Annotated in this window: 18 protein-coding genes; 14 read left to right on the forward strand and 4 right to left on the reverse strand. The window is 72.8% G+C overall.

All coding sequences use genetic code 11. The features are described from left to right. The first annotated feature begins 289 nt into the window (after nucleotides 1-289). The 10 genes from Q2K16_RS32675 (at nucleotide 290) to Q2K16_RS32720 (ending at nucleotide 9,031) form a co-directional block, all read left to right on the forward strand. Nucleotides 290-595, forward strand: a complete 306-nt coding sequence (locus Q2K16_RS32675) for a putative quinol monooxygenase (protein ID WP_302742569.1) — start codon at nucleotides 290-292, stop codon at nucleotides 593-595. A gap of 52 nt (nucleotides 596-647) precedes the next feature. Next, nucleotides 648-1,637 carry an alpha/beta hydrolase gene (locus Q2K16_RS32680; RefSeq protein ID WP_302742571.1) on the forward strand — a complete coding sequence of 330 codons (990 nt, stop codon included), beginning with the start codon at nucleotides 648-650 and terminating at the stop codon, nucleotides 1,635-1,637. Continuing rightward, nucleotides 1,634-2,263, forward strand: a complete 630-nt coding sequence (locus tag Q2K16_RS32685; protein WP_302742573.1) for a class I SAM-dependent methyltransferase — start codon at nucleotides 1,634-1,636, stop codon at nucleotides 2,261-2,263. Before Q2K16_RS32680 ends, Q2K16_RS32685 begins: the two co-directional genes overlap by 4 nt. 83 nt (nucleotides 2,264-2,346) lie before the next feature. Next, complete coding sequence (locus tag Q2K16_RS32690) at nucleotides 2,347-2,643, forward strand: low temperature requirement protein A (RefSeq protein ID WP_302742575.1); 297 nt, start codon at nucleotides 2,347-2,349, stop codon at nucleotides 2,641-2,643. A 61-nt stretch (nucleotides 2,644-2,704) separates the two neighbouring features. Next, nucleotides 2,705-3,244 (forward strand): 2Fe-2S iron-sulfur cluster-binding protein, encoded by a 540-nt coding sequence (locus Q2K16_RS32695; protein ID WP_302742577.1) that lies wholly within the window; start codon nucleotides 2,705-2,707, stop codon nucleotides 3,242-3,244. Next, nucleotides 3,241-4,236, forward strand: coding sequence for an FAD binding domain-containing protein (locus Q2K16_RS32700; RefSeq protein WP_302742579.1), 996 nt, complete (start codon nucleotides 3,241-3,243; stop codon nucleotides 4,234-4,236). Before Q2K16_RS32695 ends, Q2K16_RS32700 begins: the two co-directional genes overlap by 4 nt. Further along, nucleotides 4,233-6,347: a xanthine dehydrogenase family protein molybdopterin-binding subunit gene (locus tag Q2K16_RS32705; RefSeq protein WP_302742581.1), complete on the forward strand. Its 2,115-nt coding sequence runs from the start codon at nucleotides 4,233-4,235 to the stop codon at nucleotides 6,345-6,347. The genes Q2K16_RS32700 and Q2K16_RS32705 overlap by 4 nt, the downstream gene beginning before the upstream one ends. Further along, complete coding sequence (locus tag Q2K16_RS32710; RefSeq protein ID WP_302742582.1) at nucleotides 6,337-7,323, forward strand: XdhC family protein; 987 nt, start codon at nucleotides 6,337-6,339, stop codon at nucleotides 7,321-7,323. The genes Q2K16_RS32705 and Q2K16_RS32710 overlap by 11 nt, the downstream gene beginning before the upstream one ends. Then, nucleotides 7,316-7,873, forward strand: coding sequence for a nucleotidyltransferase family protein (locus Q2K16_RS32715; RefSeq protein ID WP_302742584.1), 558 nt, complete (start codon nucleotides 7,316-7,318; stop codon nucleotides 7,871-7,873). The genes Q2K16_RS32710 and Q2K16_RS32715 overlap by 8 nt, the downstream gene beginning before the upstream one ends. 210 nt (nucleotides 7,874-8,083) lie before the next feature. Then, a complete protein-coding gene (locus Q2K16_RS32720) occupies nucleotides 8,084-9,031 on the forward strand; it encodes a helix-turn-helix domain-containing protein (protein WP_302742586.1) in 948 nt (315 codons plus the stop codon). A 146-nt stretch (nucleotides 9,032-9,177) separates the two neighbouring features. On the opposite strand, the gene Q2K16_RS32725 is transcribed toward Q2K16_RS32720, so the two are convergent. Then, nucleotides 9,178-12,555 carry a S8 family serine peptidase gene (locus tag Q2K16_RS32725; protein ID WP_302742588.1) on the reverse strand — a complete coding sequence of 1,126 codons (3,378 nt, stop codon included), beginning with the start codon at nucleotides 12,553-12,555 and terminating at the stop codon, nucleotides 9,178-9,180. Between the two features lie 331 nt (nucleotides 12,556-12,886). Here Q2K16_RS32725 and Q2K16_RS32730 point away from each other — a divergent pair, with 331 nt between their 5' ends. The 3 genes from Q2K16_RS32730 (at nucleotide 12,887) to Q2K16_RS32740 (ending at nucleotide 16,302) form a co-directional block, all read left to right on the forward strand. Then, nucleotides 12,887-14,086, forward strand: coding sequence for a sensor histidine kinase (locus tag Q2K16_RS32730; RefSeq protein WP_302742590.1), 1,200 nt, complete (start codon nucleotides 12,887-12,889; stop codon nucleotides 14,084-14,086). Then, the gene (locus tag Q2K16_RS32735; protein ID WP_302742592.1) at nucleotides 14,083-14,745 is read left to right on the forward strand and encodes a response regulator; all 663 of its coding nucleotides are present in this window, start codon (nucleotides 14,083-14,085) and stop codon (nucleotides 14,743-14,745) included. Before Q2K16_RS32730 ends, Q2K16_RS32735 begins: the two co-directional genes overlap by 4 nt. A 78-nt stretch (nucleotides 14,746-14,823) precedes the next feature. Continuing rightward, a complete protein-coding gene (locus Q2K16_RS32740) occupies nucleotides 14,824-16,302 on the forward strand; it encodes a serine hydrolase domain-containing protein (protein ID WP_302742594.1) in 1,479 nt (492 codons plus the stop codon). Between the two features lie 188 nt (nucleotides 16,303-16,490). Here the strand turns inward: Q2K16_RS32740 and Q2K16_RS32745 are convergent, their stop codons facing one another. Next, a complete protein-coding gene (locus Q2K16_RS32745) occupies nucleotides 16,491-17,105 on the reverse strand; it encodes a TetR/AcrR family transcriptional regulator (RefSeq protein WP_302742596.1) in 615 nt (204 codons plus the stop codon). Between the two features lie 112 nt (nucleotides 17,106-17,217). On the opposite strand from Q2K16_RS32745, the gene Q2K16_RS32750 reads away from it, so the two are divergent. Continuing rightward, entirely contained in the window at nucleotides 17,218-18,105 is an 888-nt protein-coding gene (locus Q2K16_RS32750; protein WP_302742598.1) for an NAD(P)H-binding protein, read from the forward strand. Between the two features lie 106 nt (nucleotides 18,106-18,211). Here Q2K16_RS32750 and Q2K16_RS32755 read toward each other — a convergent pair whose 3' ends face one another. Further along, a complete protein-coding gene (locus Q2K16_RS32755; protein ID WP_302742600.1) occupies nucleotides 18,212-18,835 on the reverse strand; it encodes a DedA family protein in 624 nt (207 codons plus the stop codon). Between the two features lie 198 nt (nucleotides 18,836-19,033). Further along, nucleotides 19,034-20,722 carry a 2-isopropylmalate synthase gene (locus tag Q2K16_RS32760; protein WP_302746696.1) on the reverse strand — a complete coding sequence of 563 codons (1,689 nt, stop codon included), beginning with the start codon at nucleotides 20,720-20,722 and terminating at the stop codon, nucleotides 19,034-19,036. Nucleotides 20,723-21,004 lie beyond the last annotated feature (282 nt).

The following is a 21,004-nucleotide window of genomic DNA, read 5'->3' on the forward strand; positions in this document are numbered from 1 at the left end:
TCGAATGACCTAAGCCGGGGCCGAGGCGCCGGTGTCGGATGGTCCCCGCAGCCCCGGGCCAGGGCACCGGGGCGTGGTGGGGGCCGGCGGCTCCGCTCACGGCACCGGTCACGCCCGGCCACGGGCCTGCCCGATTGCGGCATCACCGGTTAGGTCATCGGCCGCCGGCGGCCCGGAACCCGGAAGTCGGATGACTGATGGGGGCCGGCCGGGCGGCCCCGAGAGTGGACCCAGCCAGGCAACACCGTCGCCGCCGACATCCGGTGGCAGCCGCCGAGGAGAGTGCCCGATGACCGCAGGCTACGGCTTCCACGCCACCATGACCGCCCGTCCGGGCAAGGGCGAGGAACTGGTCGACCTCCTGCTCGCCTCGCCGTCGTTAGCGAATGAGGACTGCGTCGTCTTCCTGATCGGCCGTTCCGCCGCCGACTCCGACGTGGTCCACGTCACCGAGGGCTGGACGACGGAGGAGGCGCATCACAGGTTCTTCGCCACCGACGAGGCGCAGGCCCTGGTGACCCGGCTCCAGCCGTTGATCGTCGGCGAGCCGGCCTACCTCGACGAGGTGCCGATCGGCGGCAAGGCCGCCATCTGAGATCCGGCCCGGACGTCCGCCCCCGCGCACCGAACACGACAGGAGACCCCTCATGGCACTGACACGTCCCCCTCTCGACCCCGAGCTGCGCGCGCTCCTCGCCGACATGCCGCTCGTACCCGAACTCAACCGCGAGGTGCTCCCGCAGATCCGGCAGTTCTCGTCGATGCCCGTGGAGCCGCTGCTCGAAGGCCGGGCGATCGACCGGCGCGAGGTCAGCATCGTCGGTGCCGACGGCGTGGACATCCCGCTGTCCGTCTTCAGCCCCGCCGGCCCGGACCGCACCGCCCCGGCCCCCTGCGTCTACTGGATGCACGGCGGCGGAATGGTGATGGGCGACCGCTTCTCCCAGCTCGACATCCCTCTGGAATGGCTCGACCTGTTCGGCGCCGTCGTGGTCTCCGTGGACTACCGGCTGGCGCCCGAGGCCACCGGCACCAGCCTGGTCGACGACTGCTACCACGGTCTGCTGTGGGTGGCCGAGCACGCCGACGAACTGGGCGTCGACCCGGGCCGGATCATCGTCGCCGGGGTCAGCGCCGGCGGCGGCCTCACCGCCGGGACCGCCCTGCTGGCCCGCGACCGCGGCGGCCCGCCGCTCGCCGCCCAGGTGCTGATCTGCCCCATGCTCGACCACCACAACGACACCAACTCCAGCCGCCAGTACTCCGGCGAACCCGGCGTGTGGACCCGCGAGATGAACGAGTTCGGCTGGCGGTCGGTCCTCGGTGAGCTGGCCGACGACGCCGTACCCGCGCACGTCTCTCCCGCGACGGCCGGCGACCTGTCCGGCCTCCCGGACACCTACGTCGACGCCGGCACCGCCGAGGTGTTCCGCGACGAGGCCGTCGCCTACGCCACCCGCGTCTGGGCCGCCGGTGGCCAGGCCGAGCTGCACGTCTGGGCGGGTGGCTTCCACGGGTTCGACGCCCTGTACCCGCACGCGCTGATCTCGGCCCAGGCCCGCCGCGCCCGCACCGACTGGCTCGCCCGGGTCCTGACCCCACGGCCGCAGCTCGCCGGGCAGCGGGCCGGGCGATGAGCGACAACCACCGCGCGCAGTTCCTGCGCGAGTTCCTCCGTGACCCGTTCACCGTCGCCGCGGTCGCCCCCAGCGGCGGACCGCTGGCCGACCTCGTCACCGCGCCCGTGCCCGACGTCGGCGAGCCGCTGGTCGTCGAACTCGGCCCCGGCACCGGAGCGTTCACGGCCGCCGTCCAGCGCCGGCTCGCCGGCCGGGGGCACCACCTCGCGGTCGAGGTCAACGGGCGGTTCGCGGGTCTGCTGGCCACCCGGTACCCGCGCCTGGACGTCGCCGTGGCCGACGCCCGCGACCTCGGCGAGGTGCTCGCGCGACGGGGCCACCGCCGGGCGGACGTGATCGTGAGCGGCCTGCCGTGGGCGGCGTTCGCCGGGAACCAGCAGGACGAGCTGCTGCAGGCCGTCACCGACGCGCTCACCCCGGACGGGGCGTTCACCACGTTCGGCTACACGCTCGCCCGCTGGGCCCCGCCCGCCCGGCGACTGCGGCGGGCGCTGGGCGACCGGTTCGAGGAGGTCGTGACCTGTCGCACCGTGTGGGCGAACCTGCCGCCGGCGTTCGTGTACTTCTGCCGGCGACCCCGGTTCGCGGCGCGCCCGCGCACGCTGGTGTCCCTGGCCCGCTGAGCGACGAGAACCCGGGAGGAGGATCGGCCATGGGGAAGCGGTCCGACGTGGCCGTACGCCCGGTCGGCGAGGACCACCGCGCGATGCCGTTCGAGCTGTTCTTCGACCTCGTCTACGTCTTCGCGACGACCCAGATCACCGCCTACCTGGCCCACGAGCACAGCCGTCTGCGCCTACCTGCGATGGCCGCTCTGGCCGGGCTGGTCGCCGTCCTGATCCTCCTGATCCTCCTGATCGTCGTCGAGACCCGCCGGCACCGCAGGAATCCACGTTCGCCGATGCTTTCGGTCGACGTGGCGGCGATCGTCGGTGGACCGGAACTGCGGAGGATCAAGCAAGGAATCGCGAGGATCGAGATGGATATCGCCCCCGGTAACTGATTACCTGAACACTTCTTTCGAAAGACGCGATACCCGATTCAATTAGCGGGAGGTGACGACGATGACCGATCAGACACACAGCACGATATCGCTGCTGGTGAACGACGTGACTCACCGGCTGTCGGTGGACAACCGTCGGACGCTGCTCGACGTGTTACGGGACGACCTGGACGTCACCGGGCCGAAGAAGGGGTGCGACCACGGGCAGTGCGGTGCCTGCACGGTGCTGCGTGACGGCCGGCGGGTGGTCTCCTGTCTGATCCTCGCGGTCGCCGCCGATGCTGCTGCGATCACCACCGTCGAGGGGCTGTCCGTCGGGGGCAGGCTGCAGCCGATCCAGGAGGCGTTCGTGCGATTGGACGGCTTCCAGTGTGGATTCTGCACCCCGGGGCAGATCTGCTCGGCGGTCGGTATGTTCGCCGAGCACGCGGCCGGCTGGCCGAGCGCCGTCACCGTCGACGACGCACCGGACGCCGTGCCGGAACTGGACGAGGCCGAGGTACGCGAGCGGATGAGCGGCAACCTGTGTCGCTGCGGGGCGTACCCGTCGATCGTCCGCGCGGTGGTCGAGACCTCCGCCCGCCCGGGGGTGGCGGGGTGAGGGAGTTCGCCTACCAGCACGCCACACAGGTCCACGAGGCGCTCACGGCGGTCGCCGGGAATGCCGGCGCCCGGTATCTGGGCGGCGGCACCAACCTCGTCGACCTGATGAAGTGCGGGGTCGAGGAACCGACCCGGCTGGTGGACGTACGGCGGCTTCCCCTCGACGGTGTCCACGACGCGCCGGACGGCGGGCTGGTCATCGGTGCGACCACCACGAACAGCGACGCAGCCGCCCACCCCGAGGTGCGCCGCCGGTTCCCGGCGCTGGCCCAGGCCGTGTTGGCGGGCGCCTCCGGCCAACTGCGGAACATGGCCACGGTGGGCGGCAACCTGTTGCAGCGGACCCGCTGCGGCTACTTCACCGACCTCTCCTCACCCTGCAACAAGCGGATCCCCGGCAGCGGATGTGCCGCCATCGCGGGGGTGCACCACAACCACGCGATCCTCGGCCACACCGCGCACTGTGTGGCCACCCACCCCTCCGACCTGGCGGTGGCGCTCTGCGCCTTCGACGCGGTCGTGCGCTACGAGACGCTCGACGGCACCGGTGAGATCCCGTTGGAGCAGTTCTACCTGCCGGTCGACGACCGTCCGGACCGGGAGACCGCGCTGCCGCCCGGCGCGCTGATCACCGCCGTCGTCCTGCCCGGGTCCGCGCACACCTCTCGGTCGCGTTACCGCAAGGTCCGCGAGCGCGCGTCGTACGCCTTCGCGACGGTCTCCGTCGCCGCCGCGCTCGACATCCGCGACGGCGTGGTACGTGACGTGCGCGTCGCCCTCGGCGGCGTGGCGTCGCATCCGTGGCGGGCCCGCACCGCCGAGGCGGTGCTCCGCGACGCCCGGCCCACCGCCGATCTGTTCCGCGCCGCCGCCGAGGCGGAACTGAGCACCGCCCGGCCCCTGCGCGACAACGGATACAAGGTGGCCTTGGCGCGGAACCTCGTCGAGGCCGTGCTCGGTGGGCTCGCCGCAACGGAGGGAGACCGATGAGCACGAACCTCGACCCTGACGCCGTCGGCGCTCCACGCCCCCGGATCGAGGGTCCGCTGAAGGTCACCGGTGCCGCCCGCTACGCCGCGGACGTGCCGATGCCGGACCTGGTCCACGGCTGGATGGTGACCGCCCCCGTCTCCCGGGGCCGGATCCGCGACATCGACGCCTCGGCCGCGCTCGGCATGCCCGGCGTGCTGGGGGTGCTCGACCACCGCAACGCTCCCCGGCTCGATCCCCGGGCGGGTAACTTTTTCGGGCCGGACGGCAGCATGCAACTGCTCCAGGACGACGTGATCCCCTACGCGGGCCGGCCGGTCGCGCTGGCGGTGGCCGAGACGCCCGAGCAGGCCCGGGCGGCTGCGGCGGCGCTGCGGGTGATCTACGACGTCGAGCCGCACGACCTGGACTTCAGCCTGGAGCACCCGGCGGCCCGGCCGGCATCGACCGCTTTCGGCCCGGAGGCGGACACCGGCGACGTGGACGCGGAGCTGTCGACGTCGGCGGTCGTGGTCAGCGAGCGTTACCGCACTCCGGAGGAGAGCCACAGCGCACTGGAGCCGCATGCCGCGACCGTGTGGTGGGACGGGGGCCACGTGTACGCCGTGGACTCCAACCAGGGCGCGTTCAGCGTGTCCGAGGTTCTGGCCGCGCTGTGGTCCATCGACCGGGAGCGGGTGCACATCCGCGCCGAGCACGTCGGGGGCGGCTTCGGCGGCAAGGGCGCCTGCGGCCCGCAGGTGATCCTCGCGTCGATGGCCAGTGAGCGGTTCGGACGCCCGGTGCGGGTCGTCATGACCCGGATGCAGGTCTTCGAAGCGACCGCGTCGCGGCCCCCGACGGACCAGCTGGTGCGCATCGGCGCCGACGCCGACGGCCTGCTGCGTGCCATCCACCACCGGCCGGCGTACGCACTCTCACCGCTGGCCGAGTACATCGAGGCGTGCACCGAGCAGGCCAAGATCCTCTACGCGGCGTCGGCGATCCGCACGCAGCTCACCGCCGTACCCCTCGACATCCTGCCGCCGGCCTCGATGCGCGGGCCGGGCGCGACACCCGGCTCGTTCGCCCTGGAGTCGGCGATCGACGAGGTGGCGGAGCGGCTCGACCTCGACCCGCTGGAGTTGCGCCTGCGCAACCAGCCCGTGGTCGGGCCCGTGTCGGGGTTGCCCTTCAGCAGCCGCCGGCTGGTCTCCTGCCTGCGGGAGGGCGGGCGCCGGTTCGGTTGGGCGGCGCGCGACCGGCGTCCCCGTGTCCGGCACGAGGGTCCACTGCTGATCGGCACCGGCATGGCCACCACCTCGTTCGGCGCCGGGGTGTTCCCGTCGACGGCCTCGATCACGGCCGAGGCGGACGGGACGTTCACGGTGTCGGTCGGCGCGAGCGACATCGGCACGGGTGCCCGTACCGCGCTGACGGCGGTCGCCGCCGACGCGCTCGGGGTCGGCACAGAGCGGATCGGCATCCGGATCGGCGACAGCGACCTCGGCATGGCCTGGGGCGCGGGCGGCTCCCGAGGCACGACGTCCTGGTCCTTCGCCATCACCGAGGCCGCCAGAGAACTGCTGACGAAGCTGGGCGACCCGGCCCGGCCGGTGACCGCGACGGTGGACACCACCACCATGATCGACTACCAACCCGGCCGGGAGCGGCAGACCTTCAGCGCCGTCTTCGCGGAGGTGGCCGTCGACCCGTCGACCGGCGAGGTACGGGTACGTCGCCTGCTCGGCATGTTCGCCGTGGGTCGGGTGATCAACCCGTTACTCGCCCGTAGCCAGGTGATCGGCGGAATGATCATGGGGCTGTCCATGGCCCTGCACGAGGAGAACGTGCGCGACCCGCGTACCGGCAGGCAGACCAACGGCGACTTCGCCGGCTACCACGTCGCCGCCCACGCCGACGTGCCCGACGTCGAGGCCGACTTCGTGCCCGACTACGAGCCGCAGGACCCGTCGGGGTTCAACGGGCTCGGCGAGATCGGCACGGCCGGCACCGCGGCGGCGATCGCCAACGCCGTGTGGCACGCCACCGGCACCCGCCAGCGGATCCTTCCGATCCGCCTCGACCGGGTGCTGGAGCCCGCCGACCCGGGCACCCCCGATGCTGCGTGAGGTCTGGCCGTTCGTCGACGCCCACCGCCGGGCCGGACGCCCCGTCGCCCTCGCCCGGCTGGTCGCCCGCGACGGCCCGGGAGCACGGCCACTCGGATCGACGATGGCCGTCGCGGCGGACGGCACGTGGCGCGGCTCGGTGTCCGGGGGCTGCGTGGAGGCCGTCGTCGTGGAGGCCGCCCGCGCCGTCCTCGCCGGAGCGGCGGCGCACGTGCTGCCCGTGACACCCGGGGAGTTCCTGCTGCCGTGGGAGGAGGCCCCCGCCTGCTCCGCCACCATGCAGGTGCTGGTGCTGCCCGCGCCACCACCGCCGGTGCACGACGCGATCACCGTGGCGTTGCGGTGGGACAGACCCGTCGCGGTGGGCGTCGGACTGCAGCCGCCGTACCGGTGGTCGGTGGCCCCGACCAGGGCCCAGCTCCCCGACAGCCACTCGACGTACGTCGAGGAGCTGCCGCGCCGACGGCGACTGGTGCTCGTCGGAGCGACCGACCTGGCCGGGGTGGTGGCCACCCTGGCGGAGTCACTGGACCTGGCGGTGTCCGTCGTCGACCCACGCCCCCTCCACGTCGGGTCCGGGGCGCTGCCGGCCAGCGTCCGGCTGGTGCGCGCCTGGCCTGGTGAATGGCTGACCCGCCACCCACCCGGACCCGGCGACGCCGTGGTCACGGTGAGCCACGACCCGCGTATCGACGACCAGGCCATCCGCGCGGCACTGGCCGGCGGCGCGGGACACGTGGCGGCCCTCGGCAGCCGCGCCACCCACACCCAGCGCCTGCGACGCCTCGCCGGCACACCCGGCCTGGACCGGCTCGCCGGCCCCGCCGGACTGGACCTGGGCGGCACGTCGCTGGCCGAGGCGGCCCTGTCCATCCTCGCCGAGGTGGTCGCGGCGGGAAACGGCCGAGCCGGGGGCCGACTGCGCGACTCCCGTCTTCCCATCGGCGTCCACCCGATGACGACGGCCCATGGTTGACGCGGCGAACCACGTCGCCGGACTGGTCCTGGCCGCCGGGGCGGGACGCCGCTACGGAGGACCCAAGGCGCCGGTGTTCCTCGGGCAGGCGCTCCGCGCGCTGCGCGACGGCGGGTGCGACCCGCTCGTCGCGGTGCTCGGCGCCGGAGCCCGCCAGGCCCGGTCGGCCGTCGACCTGACAGGCGTCCACGTCGTCGACAATCCGCTCTGGGCCGCGGGAATGTCCTCGTCGTTGCGGCTCGGCCTGGACACGGCCGCCGGCCTGCCCGGGATCTCCGCCGTGTGCGTGCACCTGGTGGACCTGCCCGGCGTCACCGCAGCGGCGGTGGCCCGGCTGCGCACCCACGCGCACCCGGGCTGCCTGGCCCGCGCCTGCTACGACGGCGAGCCGGGCCATCCGGTGCTGCTGGGCCGCGACCACTGGGCGGAGGCCGCCGCGACCGCGCGGGGCGACCAGGGCGCGCGGGCCTACCTGCGCCTGCGGGCCGACCAGGTGAGCGTCGTCGAGTGTGCCGACGTGGCCGCCGGCTACGACATCGACGAACGGTAAGGACGGTTGCCCTGCCGTCAGGGGTCCGCGTGCCCTTCCGCGCTCAGGGCGGGTAGGCGGGGCGCAACGCCTCGGCGACCTCGGACCGTCCGCGCCCGGTCCACACCCCGGCGCCTCCGGGCGGGGGAGCCCGCTCGACAGCGTCGCTTTGTCCGGCTCGCCGGGTCCGCTGTTGACTCTCCAGTGGCTTGAGACGTCAGGGTGGTGGCCATGGACGAACAGTTGTCGATCGGGGAGGTGGCCCGGCGTACGGGTCTGAGTGTCAGCGCCATCCGGTTCTATGCCGACGAGGGCGTCGTCGCGCCGGCCGGGTACACCGGGGCCGGGTACCGGTGCTACGACGCGCGGGGCGTGGCGGCTCTCGAACTGGTGCGTACGCTGCGGGACCTGGGCGCGGGGCTGGACGAGATTCGGCGGTTGCTGGCCGAGGAGATCACAGTGCGGGACCTCGCGACCGCTCATCTGGCGCTCGTCGAGCGGCAGATGGGGCAGTTGCGTACCCGGCGTGCCGTGCTGCGGGCGGTGGTGCGGCAGGACAACGAGGCCGGGCAGGTGAGTCTCGTGCACCGGCTGGCGTCGATGTCCGACGACGACCGTGAGCAACTCGTGGAGGAGTTCTGGAGAGAGGTCACCGAGGGCCTCGACGTGGGGGAGTTCGTCGACCACCTGCGCCCGTGGCGGCCCCGGCTGCCGGAGGACCCCACCGGCGAGCAGCTCGACGCGTGGATCGAGTTGGCCGACATGGTGCGTGACGCCGGGTTCCGGCGGGCGGTCCGCGAGTACTTCGGTGAAACCTTCGCCGCCGCGGCGGACCACGGGCGGGACGACCCGTCGGCGGGGGCGGAGACCGCGGAACAGGTCGAGATCCTCGCGCAGGCCAGGGCCGCGTCCGAGGCCGGCGTACCTGTCGACTCCCGCGCGGCCCGGCAGTTGGCGACGCGGTGGGTGGCGCTGACCGCCAGCCGCTGCGGTGAGCGGGATCTGACCGAGGTGCGGCGGCAGATCGTCGCCGCCGACCCCGGGCCGCAGGTGGCCCGGCATGTCGCGCTGCTCGGCAGGTACCACGCGCTGACCGCCACCATCAACGGCACACCGCAGCCCGTCGTGCGGGCCCCGGCGTCCACCTGGCTGTACGCGGCCGTCGCCGCGCTGCCCTGACCAGGTGTGCGGCCCGGCCCCGGAGCGGCACGAGGTCGGCGTGCCTCCCGGCGGTCCGGGTCGACGGCGTGGACGGCACCGGAACAGGCCCGAGCCGCGGAGACGCGGCTCGGGCCTGTTCCCGGTTGTGCGAGGTCAGCCGAGGGTCACCGGTTGCGCAGCCGGTACGCCCGGATGACCGTCTGGTCGACGCTGTCGCCCTGCCGGTCGGTGACCGAAGTGCGCAGCGACACGTACCCGCCGGTGCGGGGGTGCTGGAGGGTCGCGGTCCAGTTCGCGCCGGCGGCCCGGACCGTGGCCGGCTGCCAGGTCCTGCCGTCGTCGTAGGAGACCTGCACGGTGACCTGCTTCGGGGCCACCGTGACCCCCTCGTTGCCGAGGATCCGCAGCGGGACCTCGAAACGCCTTCCGGCCGGTGCCGACGCGTTGCGGTCGAGCGGCGGGTCGTACCGCACCACCATGACCGGCAGCCGGGCCCAGTCCGCGGAGGTCGGCCGGGCGGAACGGAAGCGCCAGGTCAGGGCGACCTCGGTGGACAGCTCGGTGAAGCTGCGCCGGGAGGAGGCCTCCAGCCGGTACGCGGCCGCCTCCGCCGGCACCTCGAAGAAGCCGAAACCGGCGTCGGCGGGTTCGGTGTACTCCGCGACCAGCTCGTCGCCCCGGTAGAGCGCCGTGCGACCGGTGTCACCGGCGGACCAACCGCCGTGCCCGGCCGCGTCCCCGTGCAGCGGGATGTCGACCCGGATCACGTCCTCGATCCGCCCGGCGCTGCTGAACGGGCTCCCGGTCGCGATCAGGGTCGGTCCGACAGGTGCGGTGTTCCACACCTCCTGGTAGCTGCGACCGGCCCGGTAGCGCCGCAGCGGGCTGTAGAGCGACGTGCGGAACTCCGTGTCCCCGTCGACGCTCTGCCCGATGGTGATGCCGCCCGACCAGGCGACGGCCTTCGTGCTGTAGTACTCGGTCCAGGTGTCGCCGACCGGCACCCCCGCGCTCAGGGTCCAGCCGTACACGCCGTCGAACTCCGCCGACATGTTCCGTTCGACCTGGTCGCCGAGCCGCTCGCCGCGCAGTTCGTGGCGCATGGTGGCCAGCTCCGAGCGCCGCACGTCCCTGCGGTACCCGGTGGGCAGCCGGCCGGGGAAGCCCTCACCCAGGTGGTAGATGTACGGGCTCCCGGCGAAACCGCCGTCGCCGTCCGGCCGGGCCCACTGGTGCGCGACGTAGCCGGCGACGTGCCCGTGGCTGGCCCGGTCACCGAGTTGGGCCGAGTAGAGGCCGGCGAACCCGGTGGCCCCGATGTCGATGATCGCCGGGGAGCTGCCGAACAGGTCCACCAGCACCCCGGTCTGCACCAGCACCGGGCGGGCGGTGCGCTCCGGCACGCTCGCCGTGATCGGCTTCGCCTGCCGCGCGTCCAGGGTGACAGTCGTGTCCCGGGTCAGCGTGATCTCGGGTCGGATCAGCAGGCTGCTGCGCTCCCGCGCACCGGACTCCTCGACGACGCCGGTCACCGCGTAGCGGCCGGTGGGCATCCGGACGGTGACGGGGCCCCCGGAGATCCCGTCGAGCGGTTCGATCGCCGGTACGTCGATCCCGCTGACCAGACTCCAGTAGGTGTCCGCCGCCACGCCCGTCGAGTCGAGGTGCTGGACCGTCAGGTCGTAGCTCTCCACCTCGCGGTGCACGCCGACCGGAACGACGGTGCGGAGTTTCCCGGTGCTGGCGACCAGGTGCCCGCTGTAGTAGCCGTCCGCGCCGTCGACGCTGGTGTCCACGGTGGCCGCCACCTGGGCGGTGCCGCCCGCCGGCACGGTGACCTGCGGCGACGCGGTGCGGAACATGCCGGCCGGGGCCGGTTTGCCGTCGGGCCCGGTGATCTGCCAGGCCAGGTCGAGGGTGAGCGCCTCCGTACCGTCGTTGCGGAAGGTGACCGTCCGGGTGATCGGGTCGTCGTCGCGGTGGGGCCACCGCGTGCGACCGTACGACACGCTCTGCGGTTCGGCGGTCACCGACTGCCCGATGGCCCGCGCCACGTCGACCAGGCCCGCGCCCTGCTGGTAGGCGGTGTCACCCGGGTGCGGGTTGGCCGAGCCCATCAGGGTGGCCTTGAGGCGGGTCGCCTGCCAGCCGGGGTGCTGCTGGGCGAGCAGCGCCGCCGCGCCCGCCACGTGCGGTGCGGCCATCGAGGTCCCGGACTCGGCGACGTGGTACTTGTCGACCGGTACGCCCATCTCGCCCTCGGCGGCCCGGGCGGCGACGATGCCGACGCCCGGCGCGGTGATGTCCGGTTTCACGGCGTCGTCGCCGACCCGCGCGCCCCGACTGGAGAAGGGCGCGAGGGACCCGTCGCGGTCGACCGCGCCGACGGTCAGCGCGGCGTCCGCGCTACCGGGCGAGCCGACCGTCCGCCCGGCCGGGCCCTCGTTGCCGGCGGAGACCACGAAGAGGGCCCCGGTCTGCGCGGTCAGCGTGTTCACCGCCTCCTCGAACGGGTCGACCTCGGGCCCGTCGCGGTCACCGAGGCTCATGTTGATGACCGCTGCCTTCTTGTCCACCGCCGCCCAGTGCATCGCGGCGAGGATCGCCGAGTCGTCGCACCACCGCTCGCAGACCTTCGCGGAGACCAGGGAGGCGCCCGGGGCCACCCCCCGGTACTTCCCGTCCGAGGCGGTGCCCCGGCCGGCGATGATCGAGGCCACGTGGGTGCCGTGCCCGAACCGGTCGACCGGGTCGGTGTCCGGCAGGAAGGTGACCGCCTCGGTCACCGCGCCGGCCAGGTCGGGATGGGTCAGGTCGACGCCGCTGTCGATGACCGCCACGGTCACCCCGGCGCCGGTGAAGCCGGCCTGGTACGCCGCGGGCGCCCCGATCTGCCGTACCCCCCGGTCCACCGCTAGTCGACGTTTCCCGTCGAGCCAGATCCGTTCGATGCCGGCGACGCGGCCGGCGGCCCTCGGCGCGGCCCCGGTCAGCGTCGTCCAGACGTCGACCAGGTCGGCCTTGTCCGCGCTGACCGCGGCCCCCTCGATCGCCGGTAGCGGCCGGTCGACCCGTAGTTCGCCACCGGGCAGTGGCGAGCCAGCCCGTCGGGCGGTCGCCCGGTCCGCGTACGCCACGATCATCGGCAGCCGGTCGCGGGCCGCGTCGTGGTAGCCGTACCCGATCAGCCTGGTGACGTTGAACAGGCGACGGTCCAGCACACCGGACGCGATCAGCGGCACCGCGTCGGCGGGTACCACGTGCAGCTCACCGTCGATCTGGTGGGACCGGAAGCGGATGCCCGCCCGGTCCTTCGCCGGGCGGATCGTCACCCGACCGCCGCGGTCGACGGTGATCCGGTCGCCCGTGATCAGCGTGACCGTCGCCGGCTGGGCGCCGACCCCCACCGGCGGCACCCCGCCACCCCGGCCGGTTGCGCCACCGTCGGGCGCGGCGTTCGGCGCGGGCCAGACGGGTTGTCCCCACCCCAGCACCACGGCGGCGGCCAGTGCGGCCGCACCGATCCGTGTGAGTCTCCTCATCGAACCTCCAGATCAGACCATCAGGACGTACGAGAAGGATCCGCAGCACTCTTCAGATTCCTGTTAGGACGGTCCGCTGCGGGTGCGGCGCAATGGTGTCGCCCGGATCACTCGACGACCGGTGAGCCTCCTTCCCGCTGTCACCGGCGTCCGGTGGCCCCGGGCGAGCTGTCGGGCGGCATCCCCGGGGGTCGATGCTCCGCCGCCGAGGTCGGCTCGTCGGGTGCCACGAGTGTGCGGGAACCGGCGCGGGGCGCCGCCTGCCTGGCTATTCTGTGGCACGTCGTGACGGGCACGGCTCGCACCAGGAACCCACCAGAAGGCGACCACCGTGACAGCCACCCCCCGCCAGGGCACCCCGCCAGCGACGACGGTGACGGCGCACGTGGTCCTGGCCGTGCTGACGGTGCTCGCCCTGGCGGGCAACCGGTACTACGGCGCAGCCGGGTGGCAGGTCTTCGCCGCGGCGGGTGCCGCCGTCCTGCTCCACGGGGCGGCCGTGGTGTCGCGCCGCCGGCCGTGGGTGGGGTACGCCACCGCCGCGCTGGGCATGCTCGTCCTGGCGACGATGTCCTTTCCGAGCTGGTCGGCGATCCTGCTGCCGTCGGCCCTGTGGTTTCCCGTCACGTTGTGGCGGCTGACCGGCCTCGTCCCGGTCAGATCCTCGGTGGCCGCGCTGGCTGTCGCCGTGCTCGGGATCGTCGTCACCGAGTTGGTGGCCTGGGGCCGGCTGCCCCCCGAGATCCCGGGCTGGACCCTCCTGGTCGAGGGCGGACTGCTGACGCTCGTGGTCGGCGGGGTGTGGGGTGCGGCCCTGCTGGTGCGTCGGCGGCGCGAGGCGGGCCGGCGGGCCGAGAGCGGACGGCTGGCCGCCGCTGTCGCTGACGAGCGGGCCAGCATCCGCCGTGACCTGCACGACGTGATCGCCCACACGGTCACCGTCATGGTCGCCCGGATCGAGGCCGCGGCGGTGACGACGACGGATCCGGCGACCCGCCGCGAACTCGGCGACATCGCCGAGGCGGGCCGGGACGCCCACCAGGGTCTGCGGGCGATGCTGGCCACCCTGGGGCCGGCCACCACGGCACCGCGCGCCGGTGCCCGACGCGGCCAGGTACCGATCTCGGTGGACGCCCTCGCCGACCTGGTGGCCTCGGCGGCCAGCCCGCTGCACGCGGTGACGTTCGCGGAGGTGGGCCCGCGGCGGCCGCTGAGCTTGAGCGCCGAGGTGGCGGCGTTTCGTGCCGTGCAGGAGGGCGTCACCAACGCGCTGCGTCACCTCGAACCGCCGGTCGAGGTGACCGTTCAGCTCCGCTGGGGCCCGGCCGAGCTGGAGGTGGAGGTACGCGACGACGGCGGCTCGGCGCTCCGCGCCCCCGGCTGCTCGGCGCTCCGCACCGCAGGCAGCCGCGGCACCGGCCTGCTGGGCGTCGGGGAACGTGTGCGCGCCGCCGGAGGCACCCTGTCGGTGACGGAAGGGGACGACGGATGGGTGCTGCGAGCGCGGCTACCCACGAAGGAGGGGGCATGACCAGGATCCGGGTGATGCTCGTGGACGACCAGGACTTGTTGCGGACCTCGTTGCGTACGGTCCTGTCGGCCGACGAACGCATCGAGGTCACCCACGACGTCGCGAACGGCAGGGACGCGGTCGAGGTCGTCCGGCGGCACCGTCTCGACGTGGTGCTGATGGACATCCGCATGCCGCGCATGGACGGGGTCGCCGCCACGGCGGAGATCGTCCGGATCGCACCGGCGACCCGGGTGCTCATGCTGACGACGTTCGACGACGACGACCTGGTCGTGGCCGCCATCCGGGCCGGCGCGAGCGGCTACCTGACCAAGGACGTCCGGCCCGCCGCGCTGGCGCAGGCCGTGTGCGACGTGGCCTCCGGGACGTCGGCGCTGGCCCCGGGGGTGGCCGCGACGGTCCTCGATCTCGTCCGGCAGGTGCCGACGCGCAGGACGGGGGCGCTGGACGGCCTCACCCCGCGCGAGGTCGAGATCTTCGGTCTGCTCGCCCGGGGCAGGTCCAACGGCGAGATCTGCGCGGAACTGGTGCTGAGCGAAAACACCGTGAAGTCGCACGTCCGGGCCGTGTTGCAGAAGCTGGACCTGCGCGACCGCGTACACGTGGTGATCCACGCGTACGAGAACGGGCTGGTCGGTCGGCACGATCTGCCCGACTGACATTTCACTCTGCCGGGTGGTGCCGGCTCACCCCGTGGTGTGATGACCGCCGGTGACGGCCTGCCTAGGTTCGACGTCGTGCCTCACCAACGTCTGCGTTCTCCTCGGGTGACCTTCCTGTCCGCCGTCGCCGCTGTGCTCGTCGCCGTACTGCTCGGCTCGGCGACGCCGGCCCACGCCACCGGCAGGGGGCTGGTCGACGACTACCGTTCCGCCTACGCGACGCCGGGGGTCGCGGCGGCCGTGATCGACGGGTCGTCGGTCGAGACGACCGTCCGTGGCCGGGACGGTGACGGCAACGCGGTGACGGCGGGGACGCCGTTCCGGATCGCCTCGATGAGCAAGTCGATGACGGCGACGGCGGTCATGCTGCTGGTCGACCGTGGCCGCGTCGTGCTGGACGACCCGGTCGTGACGGTCCTTCCCGAATTCCGGATGGCCGATCCGCGCTTCACCGCGATCACCGTGCGACAGCTCCTCAGCCACACCTCGGGCCTGTCGAGCAGCACGAACAACGAGTACGTGTTTCCGCCTCCGCGTGACGCGCGGCAGGCCGTGGCCCGGCTGGCCGACGAGACCCTGGCCGCCGATCCGGGCAGCGAGCCCGTCTACCACAACACCAACTACACGATCGCGGCGAGGATCATCGAGGTGGTGTCGGGCCAGCCCTTCGACGAGTTCCTCCGTGCCGAGCTGTTCACCCCGCTGGGGATGACCCGCACCCGCTCGACGCCTGGGTGTTCCGATCGTGCCGAGGGGCTGCCGTCCGGCTACGAGGTCGTGCTCGGGTTCGCCGTCGCGGTGCCGGAGATGCCGGGGACGTGCGCCGGCAACGGCGGAGTGATCTCGACCCTCGACGACATGGTGCGGTGGCTGCGGTTCAACCAGGGCGGCCCCGGTGCCGGCCTGCTGAGCGCCGCCTCCCTGACCGAGCTGCACACCGTCCAGCCCAAGGCCGGCGACTACGCCCTGGGCTGGCAGGCCCACCCGGCCGCCGCCGGCACCCCGCCGATGATCGGCCACGGCGGAACCCTGGCGACGTGGACCGGGGACATGGTCTTCTCGCCCACCACGGGTAGGGCCGCCGTCGTCCTGACCAACAGCGTCGGCGCGCCCGGCGAGCTGTCGGCGAACCTCCTCGCCGAACGGATCGGGACACCGACACAGCCGATGAGCAATCCGCTGGACACCGTGAACGCGGTCCTGCTCGGGCTCACGGTGGTGCTGGCGGCGCTGCTGGTCACCGCGGCCGTCCGGGCACGCCGCTGGGCCGTCCGACGCCGCACGACGCGACGTCCGCTGCTCATCCTGCGGCTCGCGCCCCTGACCCTGGCGACGGTGCTGGGCGCGACACTGCCCGCGGTGCTGCCGATTCTGCTCTTCGGCGCGACCTTCGACGTCGGGTACTGGATCGTCTTCGCCTGGCTGCTGCCGCTGCTGCCACTGCTGTCCCTCGTCACCTGTGTGCTGGGGGCGGTCGCGCTCGTCCGTCGCCTCTGGTGCCTGCGCCACGCCGGTCGGGCGATCACGCCCGCGGCGGCCGAGCCGACACCGTGATCTTCCACCCCGACAGGGGGCTGCCTCGTGTTCCGGCCCGCGCGCGGGGTCCTGGTCGACCTGGATCGGGGCCGGGGTCCACGCGGCGCGGGCCGTGTGCGTGGCCTGCGGCACGGGCGACCACCAGGCCGTCCACGTACGCCGCGCCGGCAGACCGAGGTCGATCGGGGGCTGTTGCCGCAGCGGGGTTAGGAGCTCGCCGTTGCCTGGCGTAGTCGGGCGAAGGCCCGGTCCGCGTCGGCGACCGCCTCGGGCTGGACGTCGCGTGCGGTCCGCCCGTCGGCGATCTTCTGCCAGTTGGCCCGGGCCAGTACGCGTTGAACCGCGATCACCTGGGCGGCTTGGATGCGGCCCTCGATGCCCCGGTCGAGGGCGGCGGCCAACGCGTCCTCGTCGTCGAGCGTGTACTGCATGAGTCGTCCCGCCAGGCTCGGTGTGCTGAACACCAGCCGGTGAAACGCCACCACCTCGGGTTGATCGTTGAGGCCGGTGACCGGCTCGAAGCGATCGAGACCGGCCCGGAAGTGCCGGTGCAACGCCGTCATCGACGTGGTGTCGGGCTGGCGGTCGCGTACCACCCGGGCGGCCTCGCCCTGGTGGTCGGCGAACCGGTGCAGGATCAGGTCTTCCTTCGTGGCGAAGTAGCGGAACAGGGTCGGCTTCGACACCTCGGCGGTCGCGGCGACGTCGGACACCGAGACCTGGTCGAAGCCGTGCGCCAGGAACAGCGAGATCGCCACATCGGCGATGGCGTCCCGGGTCCGCGCCTTCTTGCGTGCCCGTAGTCCGACCCGTTCGACCATCCTGCCACAGTAACATTCGTTACCGGGTTGCATTTTTAACTCGGTAACGATTTGATGGGACCATGAGACAGACGGGCACCCGCCGCACCCCGCCGACCATGGCAGTGTTGCCATGACGCCTGTCGACGGACCCCCGATCCTCGTCACCGGCGCGACCGGCCGGGTCGGACGACGCGTCGTCGACCTGCTGACCGACGCGGGCGTGCCGGTCCGCGCCCTCGTGCGCCGCTCCGAGTCGGCGGCGACGCTGCCCGCCACCGTCGAGGTCGTCACCGGCGATCTCACCGTGCCCGAATCGCTCGACGTCGCGCTGCGCGGCGTCGGCACGGTCTTCCTGCTCTGGACCGCCCCGCCGCAGACCGCGGCGGCCGTCGTCGACCGGCTGGCCGCCCACGCGCAGCGGGTCGTCCACCTGTCCGCGCCGCACCGGACCCCGCACCCGTTCTTCCAGCAACCGAACCCGATGGCGGCGCTGCACGCCGAGGTCGAGCGGCTCATCGCCGCCACCGGACTCGGTCTGACGGTCGTCCGGCCGGGAATGTTCGCGTCGAACGCCCTGCTCTGGTGGGCCGCCGCGATCCGCGCCGACAGCCCGGTCCGCTGGCCGTACGGGGCGGCCGAGACGGCCCCCATCGACGATCGCGACGTGGCGGCGGTCGTCGCGCGGACGCTGCTGGAGGAGGGACACGCCGGTGGCGACTACGTCCTGACCGGCCCCGAGTCCCTCAGCCAGGCCGAACAGGTGGGCATCATCGGTGACGTCCTGGGCCGCGCGATCGTGTTCGAGGAACTGCCACCCGACGAGTTCCGGCGCGTGGCCCCGCAAGCCGCGCGCCCGGCGGTGGACATGCTCCTGACCGCATGGAACGCCGCGCTGGGACAGCCGGCGTACCTCACCTGCACGGTGGCCGAAATCCTCGGAACGCCACCACGAACGTTCCGGCAGTGGGCCGCCGACCACGCCACGGCGTTCACCGTGGACCCTCACCCGGCGAACTGACCCGATCGTGGCAATCGCGACGCTGCCGGCTGCCGGACCGCCGATGCGACCGGGGCCATGCTCGCGTGGCAGAGCGGCGGCGCGCGCGGCCGATTGGTCGCGCTGTTCACCCGACGGGCTGCTCCCCCCGGCTGCGCCGGGCCCGCCGCCACGCCCGCCACCCCACCCCGACGCCGATCAGGGCCAGGAGGGCCCACTCGCCGATGCCCAGTTCCCGCTCGAGGTAGCGGTAGGAGGCGGCGCCCAGGTAGCCGAGCACGGCCACGGCCGCCGCCCAGACGAGCCCGCCGAGCAGGTTCGCCCGTAGGAACACCGGCCAGTGCATTCCGCCGGCACCGGCGACCAGGGGAACCACGGTCCGTAGCACCGCGACCCAGCGTCCGCTGACCACCGCCCACGCGCCGCGACGGGTGACCAGGCGGCGTGCCTGCCCGAGGTTGACGCGTCGGCGCAGCATGCGCGGGGCACGGGCGAGCACGCGTGAGCCATACCGCCGACCCAGGGCGTATCCGGCCTGGTCGCCGAGGCAGGCACCGGCGGCACCGCCGACGATGACCGCCCACAGCGGCAGCGCGCCACCGTGTGCCACCAGTCCGCCGATCAGGATCGCTGTCTCGCCCGGCACCACCAGCCCGAGCAGCGTGGAGGACTCCAGGGCTGGCAGGACGATCACCAGCGTGAGGACAAGCAGTGGCGGCAGCCCGACGAGTACCTCTACCACCCTGTCCATCCGCTCATTGTCAACCCTGTTGGGTTGTCCGGGGCCCCGGACTGGTCGACGTTGTCGGCGGCCTCCTCGTCGGCTGGCTCGCGGTCGGCAAGGTCGGCCGCAACGGCCGGCACACGCCCGGGGGAGCGGGCTGCGGCGGCCTACCTCGTGGATCTGGGCTCCGGCGGATGACGCGTCGCCGTGCACCGTGACAGCGGTTCAGGCCGACGTCAGGGTGCCGGCGGTGGCGAGCGCGGCGCTGAGCACCGCGCGGACGCTGGCGGTCAACACGGACCGGTCCCGCCCGGCGGCCCAGTGGGTGCCGCCGCTGTTGCGGTATTCGATGAGGGTCAGCGCGTCGCTGTCGTTCCCGGAGGTGAGCGAGGACTGGTGCAGAGAGAGGATCTCGACGCCGATGTGCTGCTCCTTGAGCAACCGGGCGGTGGCTTCGACAGGGCCGACGTCGTAGGCGCCGCTGTGCTCCACTCCGTCGATGCGCAGGCGGACAGCCGTGCGGCTCGTGCCGTCGTGGCTGCCGGATTCGAGGTCGACCAGCTCGACGTCACCGGCGGGGGGCAGGTAGGCAGATTCGAAGAGATCGAGCAGCTGCGGCGGGTCGATCTCGAGACCTGTGGTGTCGGCGTGTTCCTGCACCCGGCGTGCGAAGTCGATCTGGAGACGGCGGGGCAGCTCGATGCCGTACTCGGATTCGAGGAGGTACGCGATGCCGCCCTTGCCGGACTGGGAGTTGACGCGGATGACCGCGTCGTAGTTGCGTCCGATGTCAGCGGGATCGATCGGCAGGTAGGGCACTCGCCACTCGATGTCGCGCTCCCTGCGGTTCTCGGCCGCGGCCCGGTTACGGTGCTCGGCGAAGCCCTTTCTGATGGCGTCCTGGTGGGTACCGCTGAAGGCGGTGTGCACGAGGTCGCCGACGTAGGGGTGGCGGGGGTGCACGTCGAGTTGGTTGCAGTGCTCGACGGCACGGCGGATCTCGTCGATGTCGGAGAAGTCGACCATCGGGTCGATGCCCTGCGCATGGAGGTTCAGCGCCAGGGTCGCGATGTCGACGTTGCCGGTGCGCTCCCCGTTGCCGAAGATGCAGCCTTCGACACGTTGCGCGCCGGCCAGCACCGCGAGCTCCGCGCAGGCGATGCCGGTGCCGCGGTCGTTGTGCGGGTGGACCGAGAGGATCACGCTGTCGCGGCGGGAGAGGTTCTTGTGCATGTACTCGATCTGGTCGGCATACACGTTCGGAGTCGCGACCTCGACGGTCGCCGGCAGGTTGAGGATCACCGGCCGTTCGGGCGTCGCGTCCCACACCGTCGTCATTGCGTCGCAGATGTCGAGGACGTAGTCGGGCTCGGTGAGGTTGAAGACCTCGGGCGAGAACTCGAATCTCACGTTCTGCATGCCGTCGGTGAGTGCCAGGACGTCGCGACCGCCACGGAGGATGAGCTCCTTCATCTCGTCAGCCGGGTGACCGAGCACGACGTCGCGCCAGGTCGGGGCGGTGGCGGTGTACATGTGGATCACGACCTGGTTCGGGATGCCGCGGATCGAGTCCACCGTGCGCTCGATCAGGTCGCGGCGGGCCGGCGTGAAGACCACGACGGTGATGTCCTCGGGCGCGATGTCGGACTCCGCGATGAGGCGCACGAAGTCGAAGTCCGTCTGGGACGCCGACGGATAGCCGACCTCGATCTCCTTGTAGCCCATCGCCACCATCAGCTCGAAGAACCGGCGCTTGCGCCCGGGATCCATCGGCTCGGGCAGTGCCTGGTTGCCATCACGCAGGTCGACCGGCACCCACAACGGAGCCTTGGTCAGGCGGCGGCCGGGCCAGTCACGTTCGGTGAGGGGGATCTCGACGCGTGCGTAGACGTCGCGGTAACGGTACGAGGGCATCTGCGATTCCCGCTGGCGGTTCCAGGCGGGAGCGGCATCCGGAACAGGACCTGAGGGCGTGGCGATCGTGGGAAAGCTGGACATGCTGGCGGTTCCTTCTCATCGAGGCTGGAAGATGAACCGGCGCGCGTCTCGACTCCACGGTGGGGAGCCGGTTCGGCTAGGCCCCGCCGTGGCGGCGAAGGAGAAGCACCTGCTGGATCAGCACCCGGTCAGGCTAGCACAACTCCTCAGACAAGTAGACAGGTAAGGTTCTCGGTACCGCGACCTTGGACGGAGAGG

The sequence above is a fragment of the Micromonospora cynarisoli genome (genome assembly GCF_030518815.1).
GTDB lineage: Bacteria > Actinomycetota > Actinomycetes > Mycobacteriales > Micromonosporaceae > Micromonospora > Micromonospora wenchangensis.